The organism is Mesorhizobium sp. WSM4806, assembly GCF_055811635.1.
On record NZ_JBVVQZ010000006.1, the window covers coordinates 173852 to 198031 of the forward strand.

21 protein-coding genes are annotated in these 24180 nt (G+C 62.7%); 3 read left to right on the plus strand and 18 right to left on the minus strand.

All coding sequences use genetic code 11. From position 1 onward, the window contains the following. Position 1: 1 nt before the first annotated feature. The 3 genes from AC0L2M_RS11895 to AC0L2M_RS11905 all read right to left on the minus strand — a co-directional run bounded on the left by AC0L2M_RS11895 (position 2) and on the right by AC0L2M_RS11905 (position 2841). Entirely contained in the window at positions 2-1030 is a 1029-nt protein-coding gene (locus AC0L2M_RS11895; protein WP_473534938.1) for an ABC transporter permease, read from the minus strand. 121 nt (positions 1031-1151) lie between these two features. Further along, positions 1152-2174, minus strand: a complete 1023-nt coding sequence (locus AC0L2M_RS11900) for an ABC transporter substrate-binding protein (RefSeq protein ID WP_473534939.1) — start codon at positions 2172-2174, stop codon at positions 1152-1154. A 25-nt stretch (positions 2175-2199) separates the two neighbouring features. Beyond that, entirely contained in the window at positions 2200-2841 is a 642-nt protein-coding gene (locus AC0L2M_RS11905) for an ABC transporter substrate-binding protein (protein WP_473534940.1), read from the minus strand. A 300-nt stretch (positions 2842-3141) separates the two neighbouring features. On the opposite strand from AC0L2M_RS11905, the gene AC0L2M_RS11910 reads away from it, so the two are divergent. The 3 genes from AC0L2M_RS11910 (at position 3142) to AC0L2M_RS11920 (ending at position 6000) form a co-directional block, all read left to right on the plus strand. Beyond that, complete coding sequence (locus AC0L2M_RS11910) at positions 3142-3867, plus strand: helix-turn-helix transcriptional regulator (protein WP_473534941.1); 726 nt, start codon at positions 3142-3144, stop codon at positions 3865-3867. Between the two features lie 153 nt (positions 3868-4020). Continuing rightward, positions 4021-4920: a proline iminopeptidase-family hydrolase gene (locus AC0L2M_RS11915; RefSeq protein WP_023800432.1), complete on the plus strand. Its 900-nt coding sequence runs from the start codon at positions 4021-4023 to the stop codon at positions 4918-4920. A 150-nt stretch (positions 4921-5070) separates the two neighbouring features. Beyond that, positions 5071-6000, plus strand: coding sequence for a LysR substrate-binding domain-containing protein (locus AC0L2M_RS11920; protein WP_023800431.1), 930 nt, complete (start codon positions 5071-5073; stop codon positions 5998-6000). Here AC0L2M_RS11920 and AC0L2M_RS11925 read toward each other — a convergent pair. The 15 genes from AC0L2M_RS11925 to AC0L2M_RS11995 all read right to left on the minus strand — a co-directional run bounded on the left by AC0L2M_RS11925 (position 5987) and on the right by AC0L2M_RS11995 (position 24174). Then, positions 5987-7450 (minus strand): amidase, encoded by a 1464-nt coding sequence (locus AC0L2M_RS11925; RefSeq protein ID WP_023800430.1) that lies wholly within the window; start codon positions 7448-7450, stop codon positions 5987-5989. The genes AC0L2M_RS11920 and AC0L2M_RS11925 overlap by 14 nt on opposite strands. Positions 7451-7498: 48 nt before the next feature. Continuing rightward, the gene (locus AC0L2M_RS11930; protein WP_128171840.1) at positions 7499-8320 is read right to left on the minus strand and encodes an FAD binding domain-containing protein; all 822 of its coding nucleotides are present in this window, start codon (positions 8318-8320) and stop codon (positions 7499-7501) included. Positions 8321-8330: 10 nt separating this feature from the next. Continuing rightward, positions 8331-10718, minus strand: coding sequence for a xanthine dehydrogenase family protein molybdopterin-binding subunit (locus AC0L2M_RS11935; protein WP_128167606.1), 2388 nt, complete (start codon positions 10716-10718; stop codon positions 8331-8333). Positions 10719-10720: 2 nt separating this feature from the next. Beyond that, positions 10721-11209 carry a (2Fe-2S)-binding protein gene (locus AC0L2M_RS11940; protein ID WP_023800427.1) on the minus strand — a complete coding sequence of 163 codons (489 nt, stop codon included), beginning with the start codon at positions 11207-11209 and terminating at the stop codon, positions 10721-10723. A gap of 13 nt (positions 11210-11222) precedes the next feature. Further along, positions 11223-12329: an ABC transporter ATP-binding protein gene (locus AC0L2M_RS11945; RefSeq protein ID WP_128167576.1), complete on the minus strand. Its 1107-nt coding sequence runs from the start codon at positions 12327-12329 to the stop codon at positions 11223-11225. Beyond that, a complete protein-coding gene (locus tag AC0L2M_RS11950; RefSeq protein ID WP_023800425.1) occupies positions 12326-13225 on the minus strand; it encodes an ABC transporter permease in 900 nt (299 codons plus the stop codon). The genes AC0L2M_RS11945 and AC0L2M_RS11950 overlap by 4 nt, the downstream gene beginning before the upstream one ends. Positions 13226-13227: 2 nt before the next feature. After that, a complete protein-coding gene (locus AC0L2M_RS11955) occupies positions 13228-14103 on the minus strand; it encodes an ABC transporter permease (protein ID WP_473534942.1) in 876 nt (291 codons plus the stop codon). A 72-nt stretch (positions 14104-14175) separates the two neighbouring features. Then, the gene (locus AC0L2M_RS11960) at positions 14176-15486 is read right to left on the minus strand and encodes an ABC transporter substrate-binding protein (RefSeq protein WP_473534943.1); all 1311 of its coding nucleotides are present in this window, start codon (positions 15484-15486) and stop codon (positions 14176-14178) included. A 317-nt stretch (positions 15487-15803) separates the two neighbouring features. Next, positions 15804-17714, minus strand: a complete 1911-nt coding sequence (locus AC0L2M_RS11965; RefSeq protein WP_473534944.1) for a CocE/NonD family hydrolase — start codon at positions 17712-17714, stop codon at positions 15804-15806. A gap of 20 nt (positions 17715-17734) precedes the next feature. Then, entirely contained in the window at positions 17735-18730 is a 996-nt protein-coding gene (locus AC0L2M_RS11970) for an ABC transporter ATP-binding protein (protein ID WP_091597380.1), read from the minus strand. 56 nt (positions 18731-18786) lie between these two features. Next, positions 18787-19749 (minus strand): ABC transporter ATP-binding protein, encoded by a 963-nt coding sequence (locus tag AC0L2M_RS11975; protein WP_091597382.1) that lies wholly within the window; start codon positions 19747-19749, stop codon positions 18787-18789. Next, a complete protein-coding gene (locus tag AC0L2M_RS11980; RefSeq protein ID WP_413468470.1) occupies positions 19746-20669 on the minus strand; it encodes an ABC transporter permease in 924 nt (307 codons plus the stop codon). Before AC0L2M_RS11980 ends, AC0L2M_RS11975 begins: the two co-directional genes overlap by 4 nt. A 1-nt stretch (position 20670) precedes the next feature. Beyond that, entirely contained in the window at positions 20671-21648 is a 978-nt protein-coding gene (locus AC0L2M_RS11985) for an ABC transporter permease (RefSeq protein ID WP_091597385.1), read from the minus strand. 58 nt (positions 21649-21706) lie between these two features. Next, the gene (ggt, locus tag AC0L2M_RS11990; protein ID WP_473534945.1) at positions 21707-23317 is read right to left on the minus strand and encodes a gamma-glutamyltransferase; all 1611 of its coding nucleotides are present in this window, start codon (positions 23315-23317) and stop codon (positions 21707-21709) included. Then, complete coding sequence (locus AC0L2M_RS11995; RefSeq protein WP_473534946.1) at positions 23314-24174, minus strand: alpha/beta hydrolase family protein; 861 nt, start codon at positions 24172-24174, stop codon at positions 23314-23316. Before AC0L2M_RS11995 ends, ggt begins: the two co-directional genes overlap by 4 nt. Between the last annotated feature and the right edge of the window lie 6 nt (positions 24175-24180).

Sequence of the window (24180 nt, forward strand, 5' to 3'; positions counted from 1 at the left end):
ACTAGATGCCCCTCGGCGAGGATTTCGGATCGAGCGCATCGCGCACGCCGTCGCCGAGAATGTTGAGAGCCAGCACGGTGATGACAATGGCAAGCCCGGGCGCCAGCGCCACGATCGGCCTGGAATAGAGCAGGCCCTGACCGTCCTGGATGATCGTGCCCCAACTGGCGTCCGGCGGTTGCACGCCGATCGACAGAAACGACAGTGAGGATTCGGTCATCATGTTGAGTGCCAGGATCAACGGCACGAAAACGATGATGCGCGTCACCACATTTGGCATGATGTCGCGCAGCAGGATGCGCCAGGGCGACGCGCCAAGCCCGATCGCCGCGGTGACGAATTCGGCCTGCATCAAGGTCAGGACATGGCCACGGATCGGCCGTGCCACATAGGGCACATAGACGATGCCGATGATGAAGATCGGCAGCCACAGGCTGCCGGAGCGGATTTCGAACGGACCGATCTGGATGCTCTGCGCGATCAGCACGATCGACAGGGAAATCGCCAGCAGGAAAACCGGGAACGCCCAGAGCACGTCGAGAATGCGCGACAGGCCGACATCGACAATGCCGCCGAAGAACCCGGAAACAACCCCCAGAAAGGTCGCCAGGACGAGGCACAGCACAGCTGCAGCGCCCGAGATCAGCAGCGAATCCCGCCCGCCATAAAGCAGTCGCGCCGCGACGTCACGGCCCTGATTGTCGGCGCCGAGCAAATACGGCCCGATCCGCCAAATCGGCCCAATCGGCGTCATGCCGAGGCCAAGGCCTTCGGTGGAAGCCTGCAGTACCGGCTGGGTCACCCCATCGATGACGATCTCGCCGTTGAGATTGGTTACGAAAGGATCCGTGTGGGCGATGTATTGCGCATAAAGCGGCGCCGCCAGCGAAGCGATGACGATGACGACGAGCACACCGAACGCCGCTATTGCCGAACGATCGGCTTTAAGCTTGCGCCATGCCGTGCGCCATGGGCCAGCGGCGGCCTGGCGGACCGGGGCGGCAGGCTGGTCCGCAATGACATTGACCATGAACGGGGGACCATAAACGGGATTGCCTGGCAAAAATCTCGACCTGGAAGATGCGCTGATCCGGCGGAAAAGGAAATGCGACGGAGCGCCGGTGGCACTCCGTCGCATTGGCTCGAGGGGATCATTCGACCCAGGACTGGCTGACGATCCAGTAGAATTGCGGGCTGAAGGTGAAGTTCTTCAGCCTGGAAGAGACGACATCGACCCGCTTGGGTGTGAACAAAACAGCGACCGGGGCCTTGTCCGTCACCGCCTTGTCGATGGCCGTCCACAGCGTTGCGCCCTTGGCTGGGTCGGCGATGGTGGCTGTCTCTGCTTCGGCCATCGACGCGTCGATCGATTTGTCGCAGAACCCGGAAATGTTGACCGAGGCGTCCGAGCCCGGCGTGAATGAGGCACAGCTGAACAGCACTTCCAGAAAATTGGATGGCGCCGGGTAATCCTGGAACCATTGCGAGACCGAGATCTGCACCTTGTTGTTGGTGTTCTGGATGTAGGTGAACTGGATGTTCTGCGAGATCGGCTTGACCGATGTCTTATAGCCGAGCTGGTTGAGCACGTCCTGCAGATAGACCCCGATCGACTTCGAGACGCTGCTGTCCTCGGTGATGATCGTCACCTCCTGACCAGCAGTTCCCGATTCAGCAACCAGTTGTTTGGCCTTGTCCATATCCGGCGCCGACCACTTTTCGCCCGGATTGGCGGTGAATGGGCAATAAGGCGCGAATGACGGGAAGCCCGGCGGCAGGATCTGGCAAGCCGGCTGCGCCAGATTGCTGCCGCCAAAGAGCTTGATGATCGCGGCGCGGTCGATGGCGAAGTTCACCGCTTGGCGAACACGGATGTCGTTGAACGGCGCCAGATTGTTGTTCATCGGCGCATACCACATCGCCATCAGCGGATGCACCGTGACCTGCTTGGCATATTTGGTGCCGAGTTCGCCAAGACGGTCCGCCGGCGGCGGATCGAACATCCAGTCCGCCTGCCCGTTCTCGACCGCCGTCACCGCCGCTTCGTCGGTGAGGCCGAATTCATAGTCGATCTCGTCGGGATACCCTGCCGGCTGGGCTTCCTTGCTCCATTCCTTGAAGTGAGGATTGCGCACCATTTTCATCAGCTTGTTCGGGTCATAGCTCGCGATCATGTAGGGCCCGGTGCCCGGGATCGGATCAGTGCCGGCATCCTTGAGCGGCGCCCGCCGGCAGGATCGCCGCGTGCGGAATGGCGATCTTCTGCAGGAACTCGGCATCCGGCTGGACCAGGTTGAAGGTGATCGTTCCGGCTGCGTCGTCAACCGACAGGCCGCCATCGAGGGTGCATGTCGCCGGGGTTTTCAAACACGCATCGGCGCCGACGATGCCGTTGTAGAAGGTCCCGGCCGTCGGCCCGCTGATCTTGAAGATGCGCTGGAACGAAGCCACCACATCCTTGCTGGTGACGTCCGAGCCGTCGGCGAACTTGATACCTTTGCGCAGCTTGAAGACGTAGGTCTTGCCGCTGTTTTCGACCTTCGGCAGGGTTTCGGCGAGGTCCGCGACCACCTCGAAGCCGGTCTTGTCCCCGGCCTTTTTGTAGGTCACCAGACCATCGTAGAGAAGATAGTTCATCTGGAAAAACTGCAGCGTGTAATTGATATGCGGATCGGCGGTGCCGGCAGCGGCGTTGGCCAGCAAGCGGAGCGTGCCGCCAAGCTTGCCTTCCGCGGCCAAGGCACTGCTCGGCGGCGACACGATCGTCATGCCGAGCAGAGCCAGGCCGGGTATCAACGCTGCCAGTGCCTTTTGGGCTGCAAGTGCCTTTTGGGGTCGCATGGTTGTGTTTCCTCGTGGAAAGCGTGTCGACTAGCCACGCTATATGCAATCGACGACCGCGGCGTGGCTGGAAATGATCTTGGGTCGCGGGTGGTCTCCGCACCTTCGCCCAATCGCAAAAAGACTACGACCAGCGAAGCCAGGCGGGATAGCTATTAAGATAGATAGGTCGGAGAGGCCGACCTTAGCCTATTTGTTGAGCACGCGAGTGACATGGCTATTTGACAAGCAATGGCCAGCGGGTAAGCTTATCGAATGCAGGGCTTTTCAGGCGATCTAGAGAGCCGGTTCCGAACGGGAATGAGCATCGACGCCGCCATGGTGGTGGCGACCGATGTGCTGGAGCCTGTTGGTTTCACCTCATTCATCTATGACTATACGCCTGTGCCGGTCAGCCATGAGGGCGACCTGATCACGCCCTCGCTGATGGCTCTGCACAACGTTCCGCGCGACATGCAGGACCTCTGGTGCAAAGGCGGCTATTATCAACTTGACCCGGTGCAGGAAGCAGCGCTCGCCGTATCGAGGCCGTTCCTCTGGTCGCACAAGGGCGTTCAGAGCACCGTCATGCAGCATGTGCTTCGGTCCAGGCATGATCCGGTGATCAGCTATCTGCTCGATACCAGGATGACCTGCGGCGTCACCGTGCCCATCCGTCTTGCCGGTGGGGACCTGGCCACCTTCACCGCGATCCGCGCCGACCCAGAGCCAGGGTTCGAGGCCGAAGCAAGGCAGTTAATCGCCGAAATCGGCGATCTGGGCCATCTCTTGCACGACTCCGTCTACGCCGGTTTCGATGCCGGCATCCGCACCTGCCCATACGTCCACCTGACGTCGCGCGAGCGCCAGTGCCTGCGCCTCGCCGCCGCCGGACTGACGGCCAAGCAGGTCGCGCGCGAGATTGGCCGCGCGGTGCCGACAGCAACGCTGCATCTCAACGCGGCGACACGCAAGCTTGGCGCGCGCAACCGCTTTCACGCCATCGCGCTGGCTGCCCACTACCGGCTGCTCGAGCCGGAGCATTGAGGCTCTCCGCCTGAGGGCTCCTCCCGCCAGGGCAAACCTATAAATAGTGCTAGCTGTAAATGCGCCGGGCCGCTTAGTACCGTCGGCCGCAAACAAGGCTTGGGAGGGTCCGTCACTTTGGTTCCTGCCAGCCAGGACCCGGAGCTTGGAACTGTGACGGCACATGCGACCACCGAAGGATTCAGCGACTACAGGGGCTACCGCACCTGGTATCGCGTGATCGGAGATCTCAACTCGGGCAAGCTGCCATTGGTCGTCGCTCACGGCGGGCCGGGCTGCACCCACGACTACGTCGATTCATTCAGGGAGCTTGCCGATACCGGGCGGGCCGTCATCCACTACGATCAGATCGGCAACGGCAAGTCGACCCATCTGCCCGACAAGGGCGGCGACTTCTGGACCGTCGATTTCTTTTTGGGCGAACTCGATGCGCTGCTCGCTCACATTGGCATTGCCGAGCGTTACGCCCTGCTCGGCCAGTCCTGGGGCGGCATACTTTCGGCCGAACATGCCGTGCGACGCCCTGCCGGGCTCAAGGCGTTGATCCTGGCCAATTCGCTGGCCTCAATGGCGCTATGGATGGAAGGCGCGCTGCAATTGCGGGCCGGGCTGCCGGCCGATGTGCAACTCGCGCTTGACCGGCACGAGGCAGCCGGGACCACCGATCACCCGGATTATGTTGCGGCAACCAAAGCCTTCTATGACCGCCACGTCTGCCGTGTCCTTCCAACGCCGCGGGAGGTCGCCCGGACATTCGCGGCAATCGACGCGGATCCGACGGTTTATCACACCATGAACGGACCCAATGAATTCCACGTCATCGGCACGATGCGGAACTGGACCATCGTCGAGCGCCTGCATCTGATCGAGGCGCCGACGCTGGCGTTCCGCGGATTTTACGACGAAGCGACCGAAGCCTGCGTCCAGCCCTTTCTCGATCATATTCCCGACGTCGAAGGCATGGTCTTCCCAAATTCCAGCCACATGCCGCATGTCGAGGAGAAGGACGATTGCCTCGCCGCCGTTGGACGCTTTGTGGCCAAATACGATTGAGGCCTACCCCACAGCAGCCTGTCTTTGCACAAGCTTATCGTGCCGGGCTTAGCCAATCGAGTTGCGCGACGGAGCACAAAACTGCGCCGAAGGTCGGCTGGAATGAATCTTGCGTAGTTAGACCGGCCGCATCGGATCTGGCTCGAACATATGAACCTCATCAGCGTCGACATAAGAATGCTCCGATCGCTGCAGTGCGTCGCGGAAACCGGCAGCATTACTGAGACGGCGCGGCGCCTCAGCCGCTCGCAGCCCGCCATTACCCTGCAGCTACAGCGGCTCGACGTGATCTGCGGCTGCAATCTGTTCCGTCACGATGGGCGCAAAATGGTGCTCACTTCCGATGGCAGACTGGTGCTTTCTTATGCAAATTCGATCCTGCGTCTGCACGACGAACTGCTCTCGCGCCTCTCATCGCCCGATATCGAAGGTCAGGTGATCCTCGGCACCCCCGACCTCTACGCGGCCTATTTGTTGCCGTCGATCCTTGCGGTATTCCAGCGTGCCTTCCCGCGCGTCCAGGTCCAGCTTCACTGCTCGCTGTCGACGCCGCTGGTCGGACAGGTCCATCGCGGCGAAATCGACATCGCGCTGGTCACGCGGATGAACGACTTCATCGGCGGGCGAGTGGTGCGTCAGGAACAGCTCGTCTGGATCACCGGAGAACACTCGACGGCGCATACCGAGACACCTCTGCCTCTGGCGCTGCTTCCGCCGGGCAACATCTATCGCGATCATGCGATAGAGCACCTCGAAGTGGCGGGCCGCTCATGGCGGATCGCCTGCGTGAGCGAGAGTGTCAGCGGGCTCCAGGCGGCGGTGTTTTCAGGCATGGCCGTAACCGTGCTCGGCCGCAGCGCACTCGTTTCGGGCATGCGCGAGATCGTGGCTAGCGGCGACTTTCCCACGCTGCCCAAAGTTGACCTGCTGCTTTACAAGGCGCAGGGCACGACCAAGCCGGCGGCCAAGGCGCTCTATGACTACCTGTCGCACTACCTCGATATTAACCGGGAGATCGGCGCTGTGGTGATGCCGGACATGCGCGAACCCGAATCCGAAAGGCCGCTCAACGAAGGTTGAGCGGCGGCCATTCCTCCGTCCAGGGTCGCACTTCCTCAAAGGCTCCCGCGAGAGCGATGATGGAAGTCTCGCGCATCCATGGTGCGATCATCTGAACGCCGATCGGCAGGCCCGAAGAATCACGTCCGCACGGGACCGTCGCGGCCGGCAGGCCGCACAGATTGACCGGCCACGTGAAAGGCGACCAGCCCAGATGCGCGTCGACCGGATGCCCGTCGATGCAGGACGTGCCGAGCGTGCCGGCCGCGAAGGCGGTAACCGCAACTGTCGGCGTAAGCATCACGTCGACGGTGCGGAACAGTTCGACGAATTGGTTCCGGAGCCGGGAGCGCAGATGCGTCGCCTCCATGTAATCAGCGCCGCTGTAGGTGAGGCCTTTGTCAAGAACGGCGCGGAACTCCTCGTCCGAGTCGAGAAATGCTTCCGCGCCGCGATCACCAACCGATGCCGCTTGTTCAGTGAAGGCGATCGGATTGAGCACCCTGTCGAGAATATCCGGGTCGAGGGCGAAGGGAACCTCGACGAGGTTGGCGCCGGCGGAGGCCAGAATGTCGAGTGCGGTGGCGAACGCCGCACGCACTTGCGGATCGACCGGCGCATACCCGAAATCGACCGAAAAAGCGACGCGCAGACCCATGACCGATGGCGGAATCCTGGAGTACTCCTGCGGCTTCAGGGCGAGCGAGGCGGCGTCGCGCACATCATAGCCCGCTATTGTCTCGAGCAGCAGAGCAGCGTCCGCAACCGTGCGCGCTATTGGACCGGTGTGCGCGAGCGATCCCCATGATGGCGGAAAGAAGCCGGGCGCGCGCGAAACGAGGCCGTAAGTCGGTTTAAGGCCGAAGACCCCGCAGAAGGAAGCAGGTACGCGGATCGAGCCGACGCCATCGGTTCCAATTGCCAGCGGACCGCAGCCGGCGGCGACGCCCGCAGCAGCACCTCCGCTGGAGCCGCCGCTGGTTCGCTCCAGCGACCAGGGATTGCGGGTTATGCCGCTGACGGGACTGTCGGCAGTGAGCTTGTAACCGGATTCGCAGGTGGTCGTTTTGCAGGTTACGATGGCGCCGGCGTCGCGTAGACGGCGCACGACATGGGCATCGACTGGCGGCACGAAGCCGGCAAATGAGGGCGCGCCCGCCTTCGCCGGCTTGCCGGCGACGAAGATGAGATCCTTGACGGTGACGGGAACCCCTGCCAGCGGGCGGGTTTCGGCGCTTTTTCGGTAACGCTGCGCGATCACCTTGGCTGCGGAAACAGCCTCTTCGTAGAGATCAGTCACAACGATATTGCAGACCGCATCCGTGCGGCGGAGCGCACACACCGTGTCTTCGATCACATCAACGGGGTCGAAACGGCCCGCCCTGTAGCCGGCGACCATGTCGACGGCAGAGAGACGCGCAAGATCGCCCGGCGCACTGGCTACGCCGACATTGACTGGAATCATGGTCATGAGCCCTCCCGGGCCGGACTCGCGCGGCCGAACCACGCCGGCCGACCGCTATTTTGTTGCACTTTCGTCGGCATTCCGGAGCGCTGCGGCGACCGCGCGTCGCGCCATGACCATTACGAGATTGGCGCGATATTCCCGATCCGCATGGATGTCCGAATTCAATCCCGACGGATCCAATGACACGCGGCTCAGCGCATCCGGATCGAACCGCTCCTGCAGCGCCGTTTCGATGTCGGTTGCCCTGAACACCGACGAGGCTGCACCGGTGACCGCGACGCGCACCTTTCCGGCCGTTCGTGCGACGAACACGCCGACAATCGCATAGCGCGATGCAGGACTGCGGAATTTCGCATACGCCGCCATGTCGGGAACCGGGACGCGGAAACCGGTGACGATTTCGCCAGCTTCGAGCGCAGTCTCGAACATATCGACGAAGAACGCGTCGGCGGGGATCGTCCGTTCGATCGTGATCACGGTTGCATCAAGAGCGAGGATCGCCGCAGGATAGTCGGCGGCTGGATCGTTGTTGGCGGCCGAGCCGCCGATCGTGCCACGATGGCGGACTTGCGGATCGCCGATGTGCGCGGCGAGCGAAGCCAGTCCAGGTATATGTGTCCGCACCAGCGCTGAGGAGGCGACGTCGCAATGGCGAGCCATCGCGCCGATGACCAGAACGCCTTCATCGAACGCTATCTCGCGAAGTGCTGCGACCGCCGAAAGATCGATGATCGCGACGGGCGCGGCTAGGCTTTGCTTCATGGTGGGCAGCAAGGTCATGCCGCCAGCTAGGATCTTGGCGTCGTCATGCTCGGCAAGCAGGGCAGCCGCTGCCACGGTCGTTGCAGGCTTCAGATAGTCGAAGGATTTCATCGAAGCCCCCTTATTCGGCTGCGAGCGCGGCGCGCGAATTGCGGATGATGTTCCAAATCTTGTTTGGCGTCGCAGGCATGTCGACATGGGTGACGCCCAGGGGCTGCAGGGCGTCGACCACGGCGTTGATAACGGCAGCCGGCGAACCGATAGTGCCGCATTCGCCACATCCCTTCACGCCCATCGGCGTGTGGGTGCATGTCGTTGAATGCGGGGCAACGACTATCGCCGGAAAATTGTCGGCACGCGGCATACAGTAGTCCATGAAGGACCCGGAGAGCAGTTGTCCGGAGCTTTCATCGTAGACACCGTGCTCGAACAGCGCCTGGCCGACACCCTGTACGATACCGCCCTGCAACTGGCCCTCGACGATCATCGGATTGATGATCGTGCCGACATCATCGACGGCGGTGTAGCGCTCCAGCGTCACCATGCCGGTATCGGGATCGATTTCGACCTCGGCGAAATGCGCGCCACCAGGATAGGTGAAGTTGACCGGGTCGTAGTAGGACTGCTCCTCGAGGCCGGGCTCAAGGGTTTCCAGCGGATAGTCGAAGGGCACATAGGCCGCGCCGGCGATCTCCGTGAACGTTTTCTTGCGATCGGTTCCGGCGACCGAAAACTCTCCCGCGTCGAACATGATATCCTCAAGATCGGCCTCGAGTTGGTGCGCGGCGATCTTGCGCCCCTTCAGGACCACCTTGTCGGCGGCTTTCGAGAGCGCCGCTCCGCCGACCACAAGCGAGCGCGAGCCGTAGGTGCCCATCCCGAACTGCACCTTGGCGGTGTCGCCGCAGACGATGTCGATGTCTTCGAACGGCACGCCGAGACGATCCGAGACGATCTGCGCGAACGTCGTTTCGTGGCCCTGGCCATGATTGTGGGTGCCGATCAGCACAGTGACCGCGCCGGTCGGGTGCACGCGCACCGTCGCGCTTTCGTAAAGCCCGCCACGTGCGCCGAGGCTACCGGCCAATCGCGATGGCGCCAATCCGCAAGCCTCGACATAGGTGGACAGGCCGAGGCCGCGATATTTGCCGCGGCCCGCCGATTCCAGCCGCCTCTGCTCGAAGCCATCCGCATCGGCGAGCTTCTCGGCCCTGTCGAGGCAGCCCAGCGGATCGCCGCTGTCATATTCGACGATGACCGGCGTCTGGTAGGGATAGGCCTCGGTCGGGATCATGTTGCGGCGGCGGATCGCGCGCTTGTCGATGCCCATCTCGATCGCCGCGACGTCGACCAGTCGTTCCAGCACGAAGGTCGCCTCTGGCCGTCCGGCGCCGCGATAGGCATCCACAGGAACGGTGTTGGTGAAGACCACCTTCACCGAGCAATGTATAGCCGGCATACGATAGACGCCCGATAGCAGCGGTGCGTAAAGGTTGGTCGGGATGTTTGGTCCGAAGGTCGAGAGATAGCCACCCATGTTGGCGAGTGTGCGCACCCTGAGTCCGAGAAACTTGCCACTCTCGTCGAGTGCCAGCTCGGCCTCGGTGAAATGATCGCGGCCTTGGGCGTCTGAGACGAAGCCTTCCGATCTCTCGCAAACCCACTTGACGGGTTGCCCGAGCTTTGCGGCGGCCCAGGTGACGACGGCTTCCTCGGCATAGTGGAACTGCTTGACACCGAAGCCGCCGCCGACATCGGGCGCCACGACACGCAATTTGTGCTGAGGAATGTGGAGCACCAATTCACCCATCAGGAAGCGGACCACGTGCGGAAATTGGCTCGTCGTCCACAGCGTGTGCTGGCCGGTCGCGAAATCATATTCCCCGATCGCCGCACGCGGCTCCATTGGATTGCCGATTAGGCGGTTGTTGACGAGTTCGATGCTGGCGACATGTGCCGCGTCGGCGAACGCGACCTCCACGGCAGCGGCATCGCCCAGCTCCCAGTCGCAGCACAGATTGTCGGGAATGTCGTCGTAGACGGCGGGCGCACCCGGCTGCAACGCGTCGACCACGCCGACCACGGCAGGCAGGATCTCGTACTCGACCTCGATCGCCTCGACCGCGGCGCGCGCCTGCTCCAGTGATTGCGCCACGACGAAGGCGACGGCATCGCCGACGTGCCGCACCTTGCCATGAGCGATCGGCGGGTGCGGCGGCTCCTTCATCGGCATGCCGTCCTTGCCGTGGATGCCCCAGCCGACCGGCAGCCCGCCGACATTGTCGGCTTTCAGGTCTTCGCCGGTATAGATCGCCGCCACGCCCGGCATGGCGCGGGCGGCAGTTGCATCGATCTCTCCAAGCCGGGCGTGCGCATGCGGCGAGCGCAGGAACGCGCCAAAAAGCATGCCCGGCCGCTTGATATCGGCGACATAGTTTCCGCGCCCGGTGACGAAGCGCAGATCCTCCTTGCGCTTCGGCGCCGCGCCGATGCCAACCACTTTTGACATGTTCATGAGCCCCTCACTTTGCCCGCGCGCATGGCGGCGGCGCCGGCGATCACCGATTTGACGATGTTGTGGTAGCCCGTGCAGCGGCAGAGATTGCCCTCCAGCCAATCGCGCACCTCCGTTTCGGTTGGGTCGGGATTGCGTCCGACAAGGTCGACCGCGCTCATCAACATCCCCGGCGTGCAGAAGCCGCATTGCAGCCCGTGGTTTTCATGGAAGGCCTGCTGCATCGGATGCAGCTTCGCCTGTCCGGCGCCCGCCAGGCCTTCAACCGTCGCTACTGAACCGCCATCTGCCGAGACTGCCAGCATGGTACAGCTTTTCACCGACTCGCCGTTGAGATGCACCACGCAGGCACCGCATTGGCTGGTGTCGCAGCCAATGTGAGTTCCGGTGAGCGAGAGCTGCTCGCGCAGGAGATCGACCAGCAGCATCGCCGGATCGATCGATACGCTGACCGGGCGTGCATTGAGCGTGAGATTGATTTCCATGGTGTGCTCCGGGCTAGGCAAGCAAATGCGCGCGGTCGATCAGCCATGCGGCAAGGACGCTATCGCCGACGTCGAATGGATTCTCGAAAAAGCGGCGTTCCGGCACATAGGCGACGAATTCCTCCTCGCCCGCAGCGTCCAGCATCACCTTGACGAAATTGCCCTGGTATTCGATGCCGAGGATCGTCGCCGGCACCGAAGCCATGTCCTGCTCGGAGAGCGTTGTGCCCGTGCGGAACAGTTCGACGTCGTCGCGCCGCACCGCGATGTCGATCGCCTGGCCGGCCTCCAGCCGGACGCCGGCGCGCATCGGAATCGTAATGCCGTTGATTTCAGGGCTCGCGATCATAGCGCGCGTGCCATTAATCCTGCCGACCTTGCCACTGAGCACATTCTGCCCACCAAGGAATTCCGCGACGTAGCGATCCTTCGGCGCAGCATAGATTTCACGCGCCGGACCAGACTGCTTGATCTTGCCGTTTTCCATGACGACGACCATGTCGGCGAGCGCGATGGCCTCGAGCTGCGTATGCGTGACATGGACGAAGGTGATGCCGAGTTCGCGCTGCATGCGTCTCAGCTCGGCGCGCATCCTGATGCGGAGATGCTCGTCGAGCGCCGAAAGCGGCTCATCGAGCAGCAACACCCGTGGTTCGGTAATGGCAGCGCGGGCGAGCGCCACGCGCTGCTGCTGACCGCCGGAAAGCTGCGCCGGGAGACGGTTGGCAAACTCGGCCAGCCGTACCTTCTCGATCATGGCGTCAGTCCTGGCGTAGCGCTCGGTCTTCGAGAGCCCACGGACCCTGGGCGCGAAGGCTATGTTGTCGCGAACCGTCAGATGCGGAAACAGCGCGTAGGACTGGAACATCATCGCCGTACGGCGCTCGACCGGTGGCAGGCCGACGACACTTTCGCCGCCAATCAGGATCTCGCCAACGGTCGGATCCTCGTGGCCGGCGATCATACGCAGGATCGTGGTCTTGCCGCAGCCCGAAGGGCCGAGAATGCAGCAATAGGCGCCGTCCGGAATTTTCAGATTGACGCCGTCGACCGCATAGCTGAAGCCGTCATAGCTCTTGGCGACGCCGGCGATCTCAATATGACCCATGCCGACCGTCATGCGCCGGCTCCCACGAGAACGGGCGGGCGGCTCCTGCGCCGCTTCTGGATGAAGGCGATCGTGCCCAGACTTGCCCCGATGACGAGAAAAGAGACGATCGTGGTGACGGTGCCAAGCGCATAGAGTGCCGGCGAAGTGATGTTCAGCGTCATGCTCCAGATCTCCAGGGGCAGTGTATTGAGCGAGCCGGCGGTCTGCAGCGTCCGGGCAAATTCGTCATAGGAGAGCGTGAAGCCGAACAGCGCGACGGCGACAAGGCCGGGCGCCAGCACCGGGATCACGACGAGCCGGATCGCCTGCCAGGGCGAGGCGCCAAGGTCGCGCGCCGCTTCTTCCCAGGCATGGTCGAAGCGCGACATGACGGCGAACATGACGAGCACGCCAAAAGGCAACGTCCATGAAAGCTGCGCACCAAGCGCCGAGGTGAACAGGCTTGCCTCGATACCGACCGCGTTGAAGATGAGTCCGACGCCGATGCCGAGCACCAGGCCGGGAGCGACCAGGCTGCCGATCATCAAATAGAAGACGGTCGTGTCACCGGCGAAGCGTTTGCGAAAGCCAAGTCCGGCCAGGAAGGATACGACCACGGTCAGCACCGTGACCACGATCGCAAGCTCGAACGAGCGCTCGAAGGAGCCCTTGACGTCGCCGGTGCGGACCTGCGTGAACAGGTCGACGAACCAGTGCAGCGAGAGACCCTTGATCGGGAAGACCAGCCCGCCGCGCAGATCCTGGAAGGAAAGAATATAGATGCAGGCCATCGGACCGTAGAGCGCCACCAGGTAGAGCGTGAACAGGGTGGCAAGCACATAGAAGGTCCACGGCCGGCGTCCACTGGCCGGGGCAATCGCCCGGCTCCTGTGCGCCGGCACGCTTGCGGCGATGGTCGGGGCCATGCTCATCGCGTGATCTCCTTGCGGATGTCGACGAAGCGCAGGATCAAGCCGACAGTCAGCACGAGAACGACGGTGAGCAGCACTGCACTGGCCGCGGCGGTCGGATATTGCAGCACCGAGATGTCCTCATAAAAGGCGCCGGCGACAGAGGCAGAGCCGCCGCCCGACATTACCTTGACCACGAAGAAGTCGCCCATGACGATCGAAATCACGAAGATCGAACCGAGCGCGATACCGTTCTTGGACAGCGGCACGATGATCAGCCGCATGATATCAAAGCGGCTGGCGCCAGCGTCGAGCGCCGCCTCGACGACGCGCTTGTCGATCCGGCCCATGGCGTTGAAAATCGGCACGATCATGAAGATGGTGAGCTGGTGGACATAGGCGACGACCACCGCGAAGCTGGAAAACAGCAGGAATTCGAGCGGTTGGTCCATCAGACCGATCTTGAGCAAGGCCTCATTGACCAGCCCCTCCTTGCCCAGCAAGGGGATCCAGGAAATCATCCGGATAATGTTGGAGGTCCAGAACGGCACTGTGCAGAGCAGGAACAGCCCGAGCGCAAGCAGCGGGTTCCTGACATGGAAGACAAGAAAATAAGCGACGAGGAAGCCGATCACCAGGCTGAAAAACCACGTCAGCACGGTGAACTTGATGGTCTCGTAATAGAGATTGAACGTCAATTCCGAGGTCAGTATCTGCGTGTAGTTTTCGAGATTGAACGCCGGGAACAATCCGCCGAAGCCATCGGTTTCGAAGAAGCTCGCTGCCACCACTGCAACCAGCGGTAGCACGAAGAACGGGATCAGCACGACGACCAGCGGGGCAACATAGGCCCACCCGGCCAGATTTCGCTTGAACGCAACGCTTTGTGTCATCGCCGGACTCCGAGGATTTTCGGATGAAGGTGTGATCGGGCAAGGCGCCCGATCCGGTTGCGGCGACGCCGGTCACGCAACCTTGAAGTCGTTCCAGCGCTTGTTCATGTAGGCCGCCTCGTCCATCAGCGTGTTCCAGCACGAGATGTTCTTGACCCGCTCGAGGAAGGAGCCGCCATCGCGCACCGTACCCGTCTTCTCCATCGGAGTGCCGTAGGGGTCCTTGACTTCATCCGGCGCCGGCTTGCCGTCGTACCAGTAGTCCCATTCGGCGGCGGTGAGGAACGGCTTGGCGGTGGACGGCACCGGGCTGTAGTAGCCGTAGCGGGCGACGAAAGCGCCCTGCCAGCCGGTGTAGTACCAATTCATATACTCGTAGGCCGCTTCAAGCTTCTTGCCGGTGAGGTGCTTCATCAAGCCCATCCCGTTGCACCAGCCGCGATAGCCTTCCTTGTCGCCCTTTTTGTTGACCGGCGCGTAGACGCAAGGGATCTCCTTGACGCGAACCGCGGCAACCGCTGGCGACCACATCGACTGGATGATCACCTCGCCGGCCGCCATGAGCTGCACGGATTGGTCGAATGTGGTCCAGGTGGCGCGGAAATGCCCCGACTTCTTCAGCTCGATCAGCTTGTCGATAGTGAAGTCGATCTCTTCCTTGGTCATGTTTCCCTTGTTGCCGTACTTGATCAGGTCGGCACTCTCGAAACACAGGGCGGCGTCCATGATCCCGATCGCCGGCACGTCGAGGATCGCCGCCTTGCCCTTGAACTTCGGGTCGATCAGTTCCTTCCACTCGGTAACCGGATGGCCGATCAGATCAGGACGGTAGCCGATCGAATCCGCATTGTAGACTTGCGGCAGGAATGTCGCCCATTCGGTGACGCCGTCGTGGAGATCGGTCGCGTCGGGCGTCTCGATATACATCGCTTCGTACGGCGAAATGCCCTGGCGCGACACCACTGCGCCGTCGATCTCACCCTTGGTGAAGATCGGCAGGATATTATCGAACTCCTTGATCTTGTTGATTTCGATGCCTTGGATCACGCCGCGTTTGGCGGCGAGCTTGGCCTGCCAGCCTTCGAGGTCGGCGATATCGACCGAATTCGGCTGGGTGATGAAGCGGTTGATGGCAGCGGAGGTGTCGAGATTCTGCATCGTCACTTTCAAGCCGAGATCCTTGGCCGCCTGGTCGCCGATCGCCTTGACGACCGAGTACGAAACGCCGACGTGGCGCAGTTCGATGTCCTTGATCTCCTGGGCCCAGATCGTCGGAAAACCGCCGATCGCTCCGGACCCTACGGCGGCCCCGGCAGCAGCCGCGCTGCCTTTGAGAAACTTTCTTCTTGTCAGTGTATTCGTCGGCGCTTTCACCTGTTTCATGGTCAAACCCTTCCTCTGCATGCCGAGCCTGTTGTCGGCAATCCACATTCTTCGATGTCCGGCTTTATGCTGGAGGGTAGGATATATTTTTTGCGCAGCCCGCCAAATTAGAAGTGAAAATTCCAATTATAAGCAGGGCAAATCTGCCGCCGATATGCGCACCGGCAAGCGCCGTTCTCCCAAAACATATGCAAAAGCGCAGATTCCCTACTCTTTCCTGCCAGAATATTCAGCAAGTTGGCAATTCCCGTAGCGCGCAGACTCGCAGCCACCGGGGGACCGTGAGGGAGCCGCAATATCAAAGAGAGGATGTCCGCTCAAGCGAGCTCTGCCGAAAAGGAGCCGCCCGATTGTGCCCCCAATCTCTCCGCGATTAGCCTCGATGGCCGCGCTCTATCGAGAAAAACCGTGTTGCGCGCCACTTGCCGGCTACGGCCGAGGCCCGCCGGCGCGCCGGTATTCGGATTGACATCGAACTTCGGAAAATTGCTCGAAGAGATATCCAGCCGCAGCCGATGGCCGGCACGGAACAGATTGGCAGTCGCAAATAGCTCGATGCGAAGCCGCATGATCTCTCCAGGCTTCACGAGTTCGGCTCTTTCGAATGAACGCCGGAAGCGGCAGCGGAAAATCCCGTCGGTCAGGTTCAGGGCAAAGCCCGTCGGATAGTCGGCGCTCGGTGGATGGACGTCGATCAGTTTCGCGGTGAAGTCGGTGTCTGGCGCATCGGTCGTCGCCCAGAGATCCACTGCCACCCTTCCGAGCACGGTCAAATCGTCGGCAAGCGGCTCGGTCTCGAAGGAGAGGACATCGAGACGGGCGGAAATCGGCAGTCCGAAATTGCGGCAGCCGAAGAACCTCTCGTCCTCTCTCTGGTCGAAGCCGCCCCCTGTGAAGATCGGCTGACCGCTGGTCAGCGCGCCGCCAATGGTCGGGACCGGGTCGGCGGGATCGAAATCATAGCTTAGCGCGGCGGCGTCGGGCGCGGGAAAGGCCTCCGAAAGCCTGCCGTTGGGGTGCAGGTAGTAGGTTTGCTCGGTCATGTCCGGCAGCGGCCACCGCTTGGCTTTGATCCAGCGCCCGCCGTGATCGAGACGGCCCGTTTCAGTTTTCGTGCCCTTTCCCCCGCCCATGACAAAAAGGCGGATCGGCTCCTCGTCGAGATTGTCCTCCGGCCCGCTCCTCAGCCAGCGATCGAACCAGCGGCGACGAAACTCCAGCCAGCTCGCCGCCACATTGCCGCCGAGCGGAGCGTTCGGTCCGAAATCGACGTCGCCGGCAAAGGTCAGATTGCGATCGCCGTGCAGACCCGGACCCATGATCAAGGCGAGCGGCCGTTTGCCATTGCGTGCAAGGCCGGCGAAATTCTCGAACGTCGTCGGGACATAGACGTCGAACCAGCTCGAGATCAGGGCGATCGGAATGTGGGGAATGGCGTCGTAGAAGCCTGCTGCATGAATGCCGACCTGCTTCCAGAAGCCGTCGAAGGTCTCGTGCCGCCACTGCTCCAGCAGGTAAGCCTCGTAGTCCGGAGCCCAGCGGAGCGGGGAACGGCCCTCAGACCAGGGCATTTTGCCGAACCAGCGATGCAGGTTTTCCGCTTCGAGCGCCTTTCGGGCCAACTCGTCGCCGGCGGCGACGGCGCTCTCGCGGGCTTCCCGGTAGGCCCAGGTCGCCTGTTTCAGCTCGAACGCGCCGCCTTGGCGGATGCCGCAGGTGAAGGCGTTAGAGAATCCGCCGGAATCGAGGATCATGGTTGCAAGAGCCGGCGGCGCAAGGCACGCCGCCGCCATTTGGGTATGCGCAGCATAGGAAAGGCCCATGGTGCCGATCCGGCCATTGCACCAGGGCTGGGCTGCGATCCATGCAAGCGTGTCGTAGCCGTCCGGACCTTCGGAGCGATATTTGACGAACTCGCCTTCCGAGCCGTAGCGGCCGCGGCAGTCCTGGTAGACGACGATGTAGCCATGGCGCACGAAATGCTCGGCGACCGTCGCGCGATCCATCGGTTCGGTCATGCTGACCTCGAGTTCGGCGCGCGATGCCATCGCCTTGCCATAAGGCGTCCGCTCAACGATGACGGGAGCTGGCCGGTCCAGCGCGCGGCCTCCCCTTGCCGGTCGGTAGACGTCGGTCGCCAGTCTTATCCCATCGCGCATCGTCACCATGATATCGCGGCAGAGGACCATGTCATCGGTCACGGACTGGAACGCCTGGAGGTCGGTCATCTCAAAAAATTCCAAGGCGTTCAGGCGGCGGCGTCATTGAGGTGGCATGCGCTCTTGTGTCCGGCAGCAACCACCTTCAGTCGGGGCGCTTCGGTGCGGCAACGAGGCATCGCGTGCGGGCAGCGCGGGTGGAAATGACATCCGCTCGGCGGCGAGAGCGGGCTGGGCAATTCACCCTTGATCGCGGCAAAGCCGCGTTTGGTGGTTTCGATCCGCGGCACCTCGGCGAGAAGCGCCTGCGTGTAGGGATGGTTGGCCCGTGCAAAGATCTCCTCGGCCGGAGCCTCTTCGACAATGCGGCCGAGATACATGATCGCCACCCGATCGGAGATGTGCTCGACCACTCCGAGATCGTGGCTGATGAACAAGTAAGTGAGGTTCAGCCTCTCGCGCAGGTCCATGAAGAGATTGAGGATTTGCGCCTGGATCGAGACGTCCAAAGCGGCAACGGCCTCATCGCAGACGAGAAATTCCGGCTGCACGGCGAGCGCGCGCGCAATGCCGATCCGCTGGCGCTGGCCGCCGCTGAACTGATGCGGAAAGCGGTGTTTTAGCGCCGGATCGAGACCGGCACGCCGGAACTGTTGATCGACAAAGGTACCGAGATCGCCCTCAACCAGCCCGTGTACGCGCGGCGCCTCGCTGACGATATCGGCCGCTTTGCGGCGCGGATTGAGCGAGGCGTAGGGATTCTGGAATATCATCTGCACGCGCAGCTTGGCCTCACGCCGTTCGAGCGGCGGAAGCGCCTTCAAGTCCTTGCCGCGCCATGATACCGATCCCTTGCTGGGCGCCACGATGCCGGCGACGATCCGGCCCAGTGTGGACTTGCCGCATCCCGACTCGCCAACGAGGCCCAGAACCTCGCCCCTGCGAACGGCGAGGCTGACACCGTCAATCGCCTGCACGCTTGCCGTCGGTTTGGCGAGTTTGAACGAGATCGCCAAACGGGCCGCGAGATCCGGCCGCGTGCCGAAGCTGTGAGAAATCTCGTTCAGCTCGATCAGCGGCGCCATCCCGCTAGAACCCGCTGAGGAGCTTTGAATGTCTGCCGCAACCGGAGTGGAGGGGATCATACGCGGAACTCCGGCAAGGGATGAACGCAGCGGTGCTCGCGCGGGCCAGCAGTGAGCAGAGGCACCGCCTGGGCACACGCCGCGTCGGCGCGCGCGCAGCGCGGGGCGAAAGCGCATCCGGCCGGCAGCCGCGCAACACTGGGCGCCATTCCCGGGATCTGCCGAAGCCGCTCGCCACGCCGGTTGCGGCTGGGAACGGAGTCGATCAGACCGGCGGTATAAGGGTGCAACGGACGGGCGAGAACGTCCGACACCGGGCCGGATTCGACGATGCGGCCCGCATACATCACGGCGATCCGGTCGGCGAGCCGCGAGACGACGGCGAGATCATGCGTGATCCAGATCAGCGACGTGTTGTTCTGCGCCACGAGCTTTTGCATCTCGGCGAGAATCTGTGCCTGGATCGTCACATCGAGCGCGGTGGTCGGCTCGTCGGCGATGATGAAGTCCGGCCGGTGCAGCAGCGCAATAGCGATAACGACGCGCTGGCGCATGCCGCCGGAAAACTGATGCGGATAGGCCTGCAGCCGCTCATCCGGACTCGGGATCCCGACCATGCCGAGCGCGTCGCGCGCCCGCGCCCTGGCGTCCATGCGCGAGACGTTTTCATGCGCCTGCACCGCCTCGATCATCTGCGTGTCGATGCGCAGGACCGGGTTCAGCGTCATCATCGGATCCTGGAAGATCATCGCCATGCGGCGCCCGCGCAGCGCTCGCATCTCCTCGCGGCTGGAGCGGGTGATGTCGCGGCCGTCGAAGACGATCTGGCCGCCGACGATCGTGCCTGGCGGATCGACAAGGCCGATGATGGAAAAGCCGGTGACCGATTTGCCGGACCCGCTTTCACCGACGAGACCCAGAACCTCGCCGCGCGCGACGCTGAACGAGACACCGTCGACGGCTTTTGCTTGTCCGAAATGGGTCCTGAGATCGCGGACTTCGAGCACGGTCGCATTCATTCGCGCCCCCGCGGGTTGAGCACGTCGCGGAGCCGATCACCTACGAGGTTGATCGCAACCACGGTAATCAGCAGCGCCACGCCGGGATAGAAACTGATCCACGTCATGCCGGAGAGCATGTACTGATAGCCGTTGGCGACCAGCAGGCCGAGACTGGGCTCGGTGATCGGCACACCGAGGCCAAGGAAGGACAAGGTCGCCTCCAGCGAGATGGCGCGCGCCACCTGCACCGTCGCGATCACGATCAGCGGCGGCAGGCAGTTGGGCAGAAGATGGACGAACAGGATGCGCCATCGCGGAATGGCGAGCGACTCTGCCGCCTCCATGTATTCCTTGCGCCGCTCCACCAGCGCCGTGCCGCGCGCGGCACGTGCATAAGTCGCCCATTCGACGATCACCAGAGCGAGTACGACGTTGAGGATTCCCTTGCCGAGAAAGGCGAGGATCATCAGTGCGACGAGAATGGAGGGGAAGGAGAGTTGCAGATCGACGATGCGCATGATCGCCGTCTCGGTCCGACCGCCGACATAGGCGGCGAGCAGGCCTAAAGAGGCGCCGAACAGCGCGGCGAAAAGCGCCGAGCTGACGCCGACGCCGAGCGATATGCGCAGGCCGTAGATGATGCCGGAAAGCATGTCACGACCCTGGTCGTCGGTGCCGAGCCAGAAAATCATGCCCGTCATCGATTGCGAGCCGGGCGGCAGGCGGCTGTCCATGATGTCGAGCTGGTTGAGGTCGTAGGGATTTTGCGGCGCTATAAGCGGCGCGAGCAGCGCCAGCCCGATGATCGCGGTCAGCAGCACGAAACCGGCAATGGCGGCAGGCGAGCGGAAGAACGCCCGCACGAGCACTCGAAACGGCGCCTCTTCACCCTTCTCGGCCTCGGTAGGCATCGGTGGCGGCAAGGTGTCGACGCTCATGTCACGGTCCCTCGCCCTGGAGCCGCACCCGCGGGTCGAGTGCCGTATAGGTCAGGTCGACGACGAGATTGATGATGACGAAGAAGGCGACGATCGCCATCAGGTATGCGGTGATGATCGGACGGTCGAGCACGTTGATGCTGTCGATGATCAACTTGCCCATGCCAGGCCAGCTGAACACGCTTTCGGTGACGACCGAGAAGGCGACGATAGAGCCGAATTCCAGGCCGATGATGGTCACCACCGGGATCATGATGTTCTTCGAGACGTGGACGCCGATCACGCGCGTTTCCCTGAGGCCCTTGGCCCGCGCGAACTTGACGAAATCGAGCGGCAGGACTTCGGCGACGCCGGCGCGCGTCAGGCGCAGAATGAGGCAGGCGTCAAACAAGGCGAGGTTCACCGCCGGCAGGATCAGGTGGGCAAGGCCGTCTTTGGTCAGGAACGCCCATTGGACACCGAACAGTTCGGCGGTCTGGCCGCGCCCGCCGCTCGGCAACCAGCCGAGCTGCACGCCGAAAAACATGATCAGCACCAGCCCGACCCAGAAGGTCGGCAACGAGAAGCCGAGGATGCTGACGGTCATGATGACGCGGCTCAAGATGCCATCCGGCCGCAGTCCGGCATAAAGCCCGAGCGGCACGCCGACGACGATGGCAATGAGGATGGCAGAGACGGCCAGTTCGAGTGTTGCCGGCAGTCGCTGCAGGATCACCCTGATCGCCGGCTCGTTGTAGACGTAACTCTCGCCAAGGTCCCCATGCAGCGCTGCCCAGAGGAAGCGGAGGTACTGCTGCCAAAGCGGCAGGTCGAGCCCGAGTGCCTGGACGACGCGCGCGCGCTCGATCTGATCGGCGTCGGGCGAGATCAAAATGTCGACGGGGTCGCCGATGACGTTGATCGCGATGAAGACGATAACCGTCATGGCGAACATGACCATCACAGCCTGGAGCAGCCGGCGCGCGACGGCTGCGGTCATGGCATCGCTCCGCAGCCTGATTGCCGGAAAGGGTCGCCGGTCGTCTGTGCGCGGCACATCACGCCGGCACCGCCATCGCCATGCCGTCGCGCTGCGGATCGGCGCCGCCGCGGCAAATTCCGTCTTCGATCTGGATGCCGTGGAGGGCGGCAAAAGCGTAACTTTGCCAGGAGCGCTTCACCTCGTAGCCCCGGCCCTCGATTTCTTCAGTGACATAGCGCGGAATGCGATTGGAGACGTCGATTGTGTTCGACACCGCCACGATCCTCGGGGCGGCCACCGCTTCCGACATGCTCATATCGAAATCAATGAGATTCATCAGCCCCTGCGCCATGGACGGCGCGATATAGCTGCCGCCGGGCGCTCCCATGACGATCACCGGCCGGTCGTCCTTGAATACGATTGTGGGAGCCGCAGAGCTGGCCCGCCGCTTGCCGGGAGCCAGCGATCCGGCCCGGCCCGGCCTTGGGTCGAAGCGGCTCATCGTTCCGTTGTACATGAATCCCAGGCCATCGGTGATCGCCCCCGAGGGACTGCCCAGCGTGTGGGTCAAGGCGACGGCATTGCCCTCACGGTCGACCACCGAAATATGGGTCGTGTCGCGCGGCGACCGGTCATCGACGCGCTCGATCCTGGCGCGCAGCCCGGCCTTGATCTCGGCGGCGAGCCCGCTGCAATAGTCGCGGGACAGCAGCCGCGCGACCGGCACGTCGACATAGGCAGGATCGCCGAGATGGCGGTCCTTGTCGATGGTCATGCGCTTCATCGCCTCCGCCAGCAGGACGATGTGCTCGGCACCGTCATGCTCCATGGCTCCGACATCAAAATGCTCGAGGATGTGGAGCAATTGCAGCATGGATATGCCGCTGGCGGGCGGCGGGCTGGTCGCGATATCGTAGCCACGATACTCGCCCCAGAGCGGTTGCGCGGTGGATAGCTCATAGCGCGCCAGATCATCCTTCTCGATAAGGCCGCCGTTGGCGGCCATGTCGGCGGCGATTTCTTCGGCGATCTCGCCCTTGTAGAAAATGTCCGGACCGGCGGCCGCGATGCGCTCGAGCGTTTGGGCGAGGTCGGTGTTGACGACGACGTCGCCTGGCAGCTTGACCGCGCCGTCCGGGCGAAAATAGATGGCGCGCCCCGTGTTGCTGAAGCGCAGCTTGTCAAGGGTCCGCACTTCGCCGGTATCTACGCCGTCCTGGGCCCAGTACCAATGGACATGCGGGCGGACCATAAAGCCGCGCCTCGCCTGCTTGGCGGCGGGTGCGACGACGTCGGCCCATTCAAAAGTGCCGTATCTCGCCAGCGCCTCGGCATAGCCCTTGACACTGCCCGGCGTGCAGACGGCGAGATAGCCGATCTCGCTGATGCCGCCTTCCAGCAGAAAGGCGAAGCCGTCGCGCGACTGGCCGACCAGAAGGTCGCTCCACATTTCAGGCGACGCTTTGAGCGGCGCCCTGGCGTAGAATTCTAGCACCTCGTGCACGCCGCGTCGCGGCATATAGACCTGCATCGAGCCAAAGCCCCCGATGCCGGCCATTTGAGGGTCGACGACGCCTTGCATGAAAGCGCAGGCGATCGCCGCATCGACGGCGTTGCCGCCGCGTTTGAGCACCAGAGCGCCCGCCTCGACCGCCTCCGGCTGCGGCGCAACGATCATTGCATTCATCTTGATGCGTTCCGTCGTTCCTTGAGCGCCTGGGCCAGGAAATCCTTGACCGGATCGAGAACCGCGTCGCGTTCGTGGGCTACCCCGGGCAGCAAATCAAAGCGTACGCGCACACCCGCTTCCTCGAACGATCGACACAACGTGCTGAGGCGTTCCGGCCTCGTTTGTCCTGCATCGTTGGCGCCCGGCATCCAATGCGCGCTGCCTTGGACATGCGTGATTTCCCAGGTCTCCAGGTCGGCATCGCCGACGATCATCTGGACAGGCACTTTTGCCAGCGCTGCGGTGTCGAAGGTGATGCCGAACTTCTCCGGCAGATCGCGAATGCCCACCCACCAGTCCCGCGTGGGATCGAGCAGGGTCACCGATCCCGGTGCGCCGATCGACGCCGCCCATAGCCTGTCGGGATGAAGGATGGCGAAGCGATGGGTGAAATGCCCGCCGCCTGAAAATCCGAACATAGCGAAGCGGGTCCAGTCCTGACGGTATTTCGCGACGACTTCCTGGACTATCGCGAGCAGCACCTGATCGTAGCGGATGTCGCCCTCGATCATGTATTTGTATCCGCTGCGGGCATCGTCGCCGAGAACGCCCATTGGAAACACCGGGCACAAAATGGCGCAGTCGTTCCAGCGTCCGAACTCGGCGAACGCATCACGGAAACCCAGGAACGAGGTGCGGCCGGTACCATGGACGGCCACCAGCAGGTCGACTTGGGCGCCTTCCCCAACCGCGGGCGGTACATACAGGCAATAGTGGAAGCGTGGGTCCGATTTGGAAGCAAAGATGGCGGTCGCGCCAAGATCGTACGTAGCGCGACCGCGATCCGCAACAGATCCCGTGGCGATGCTCGTCAAGTCTAC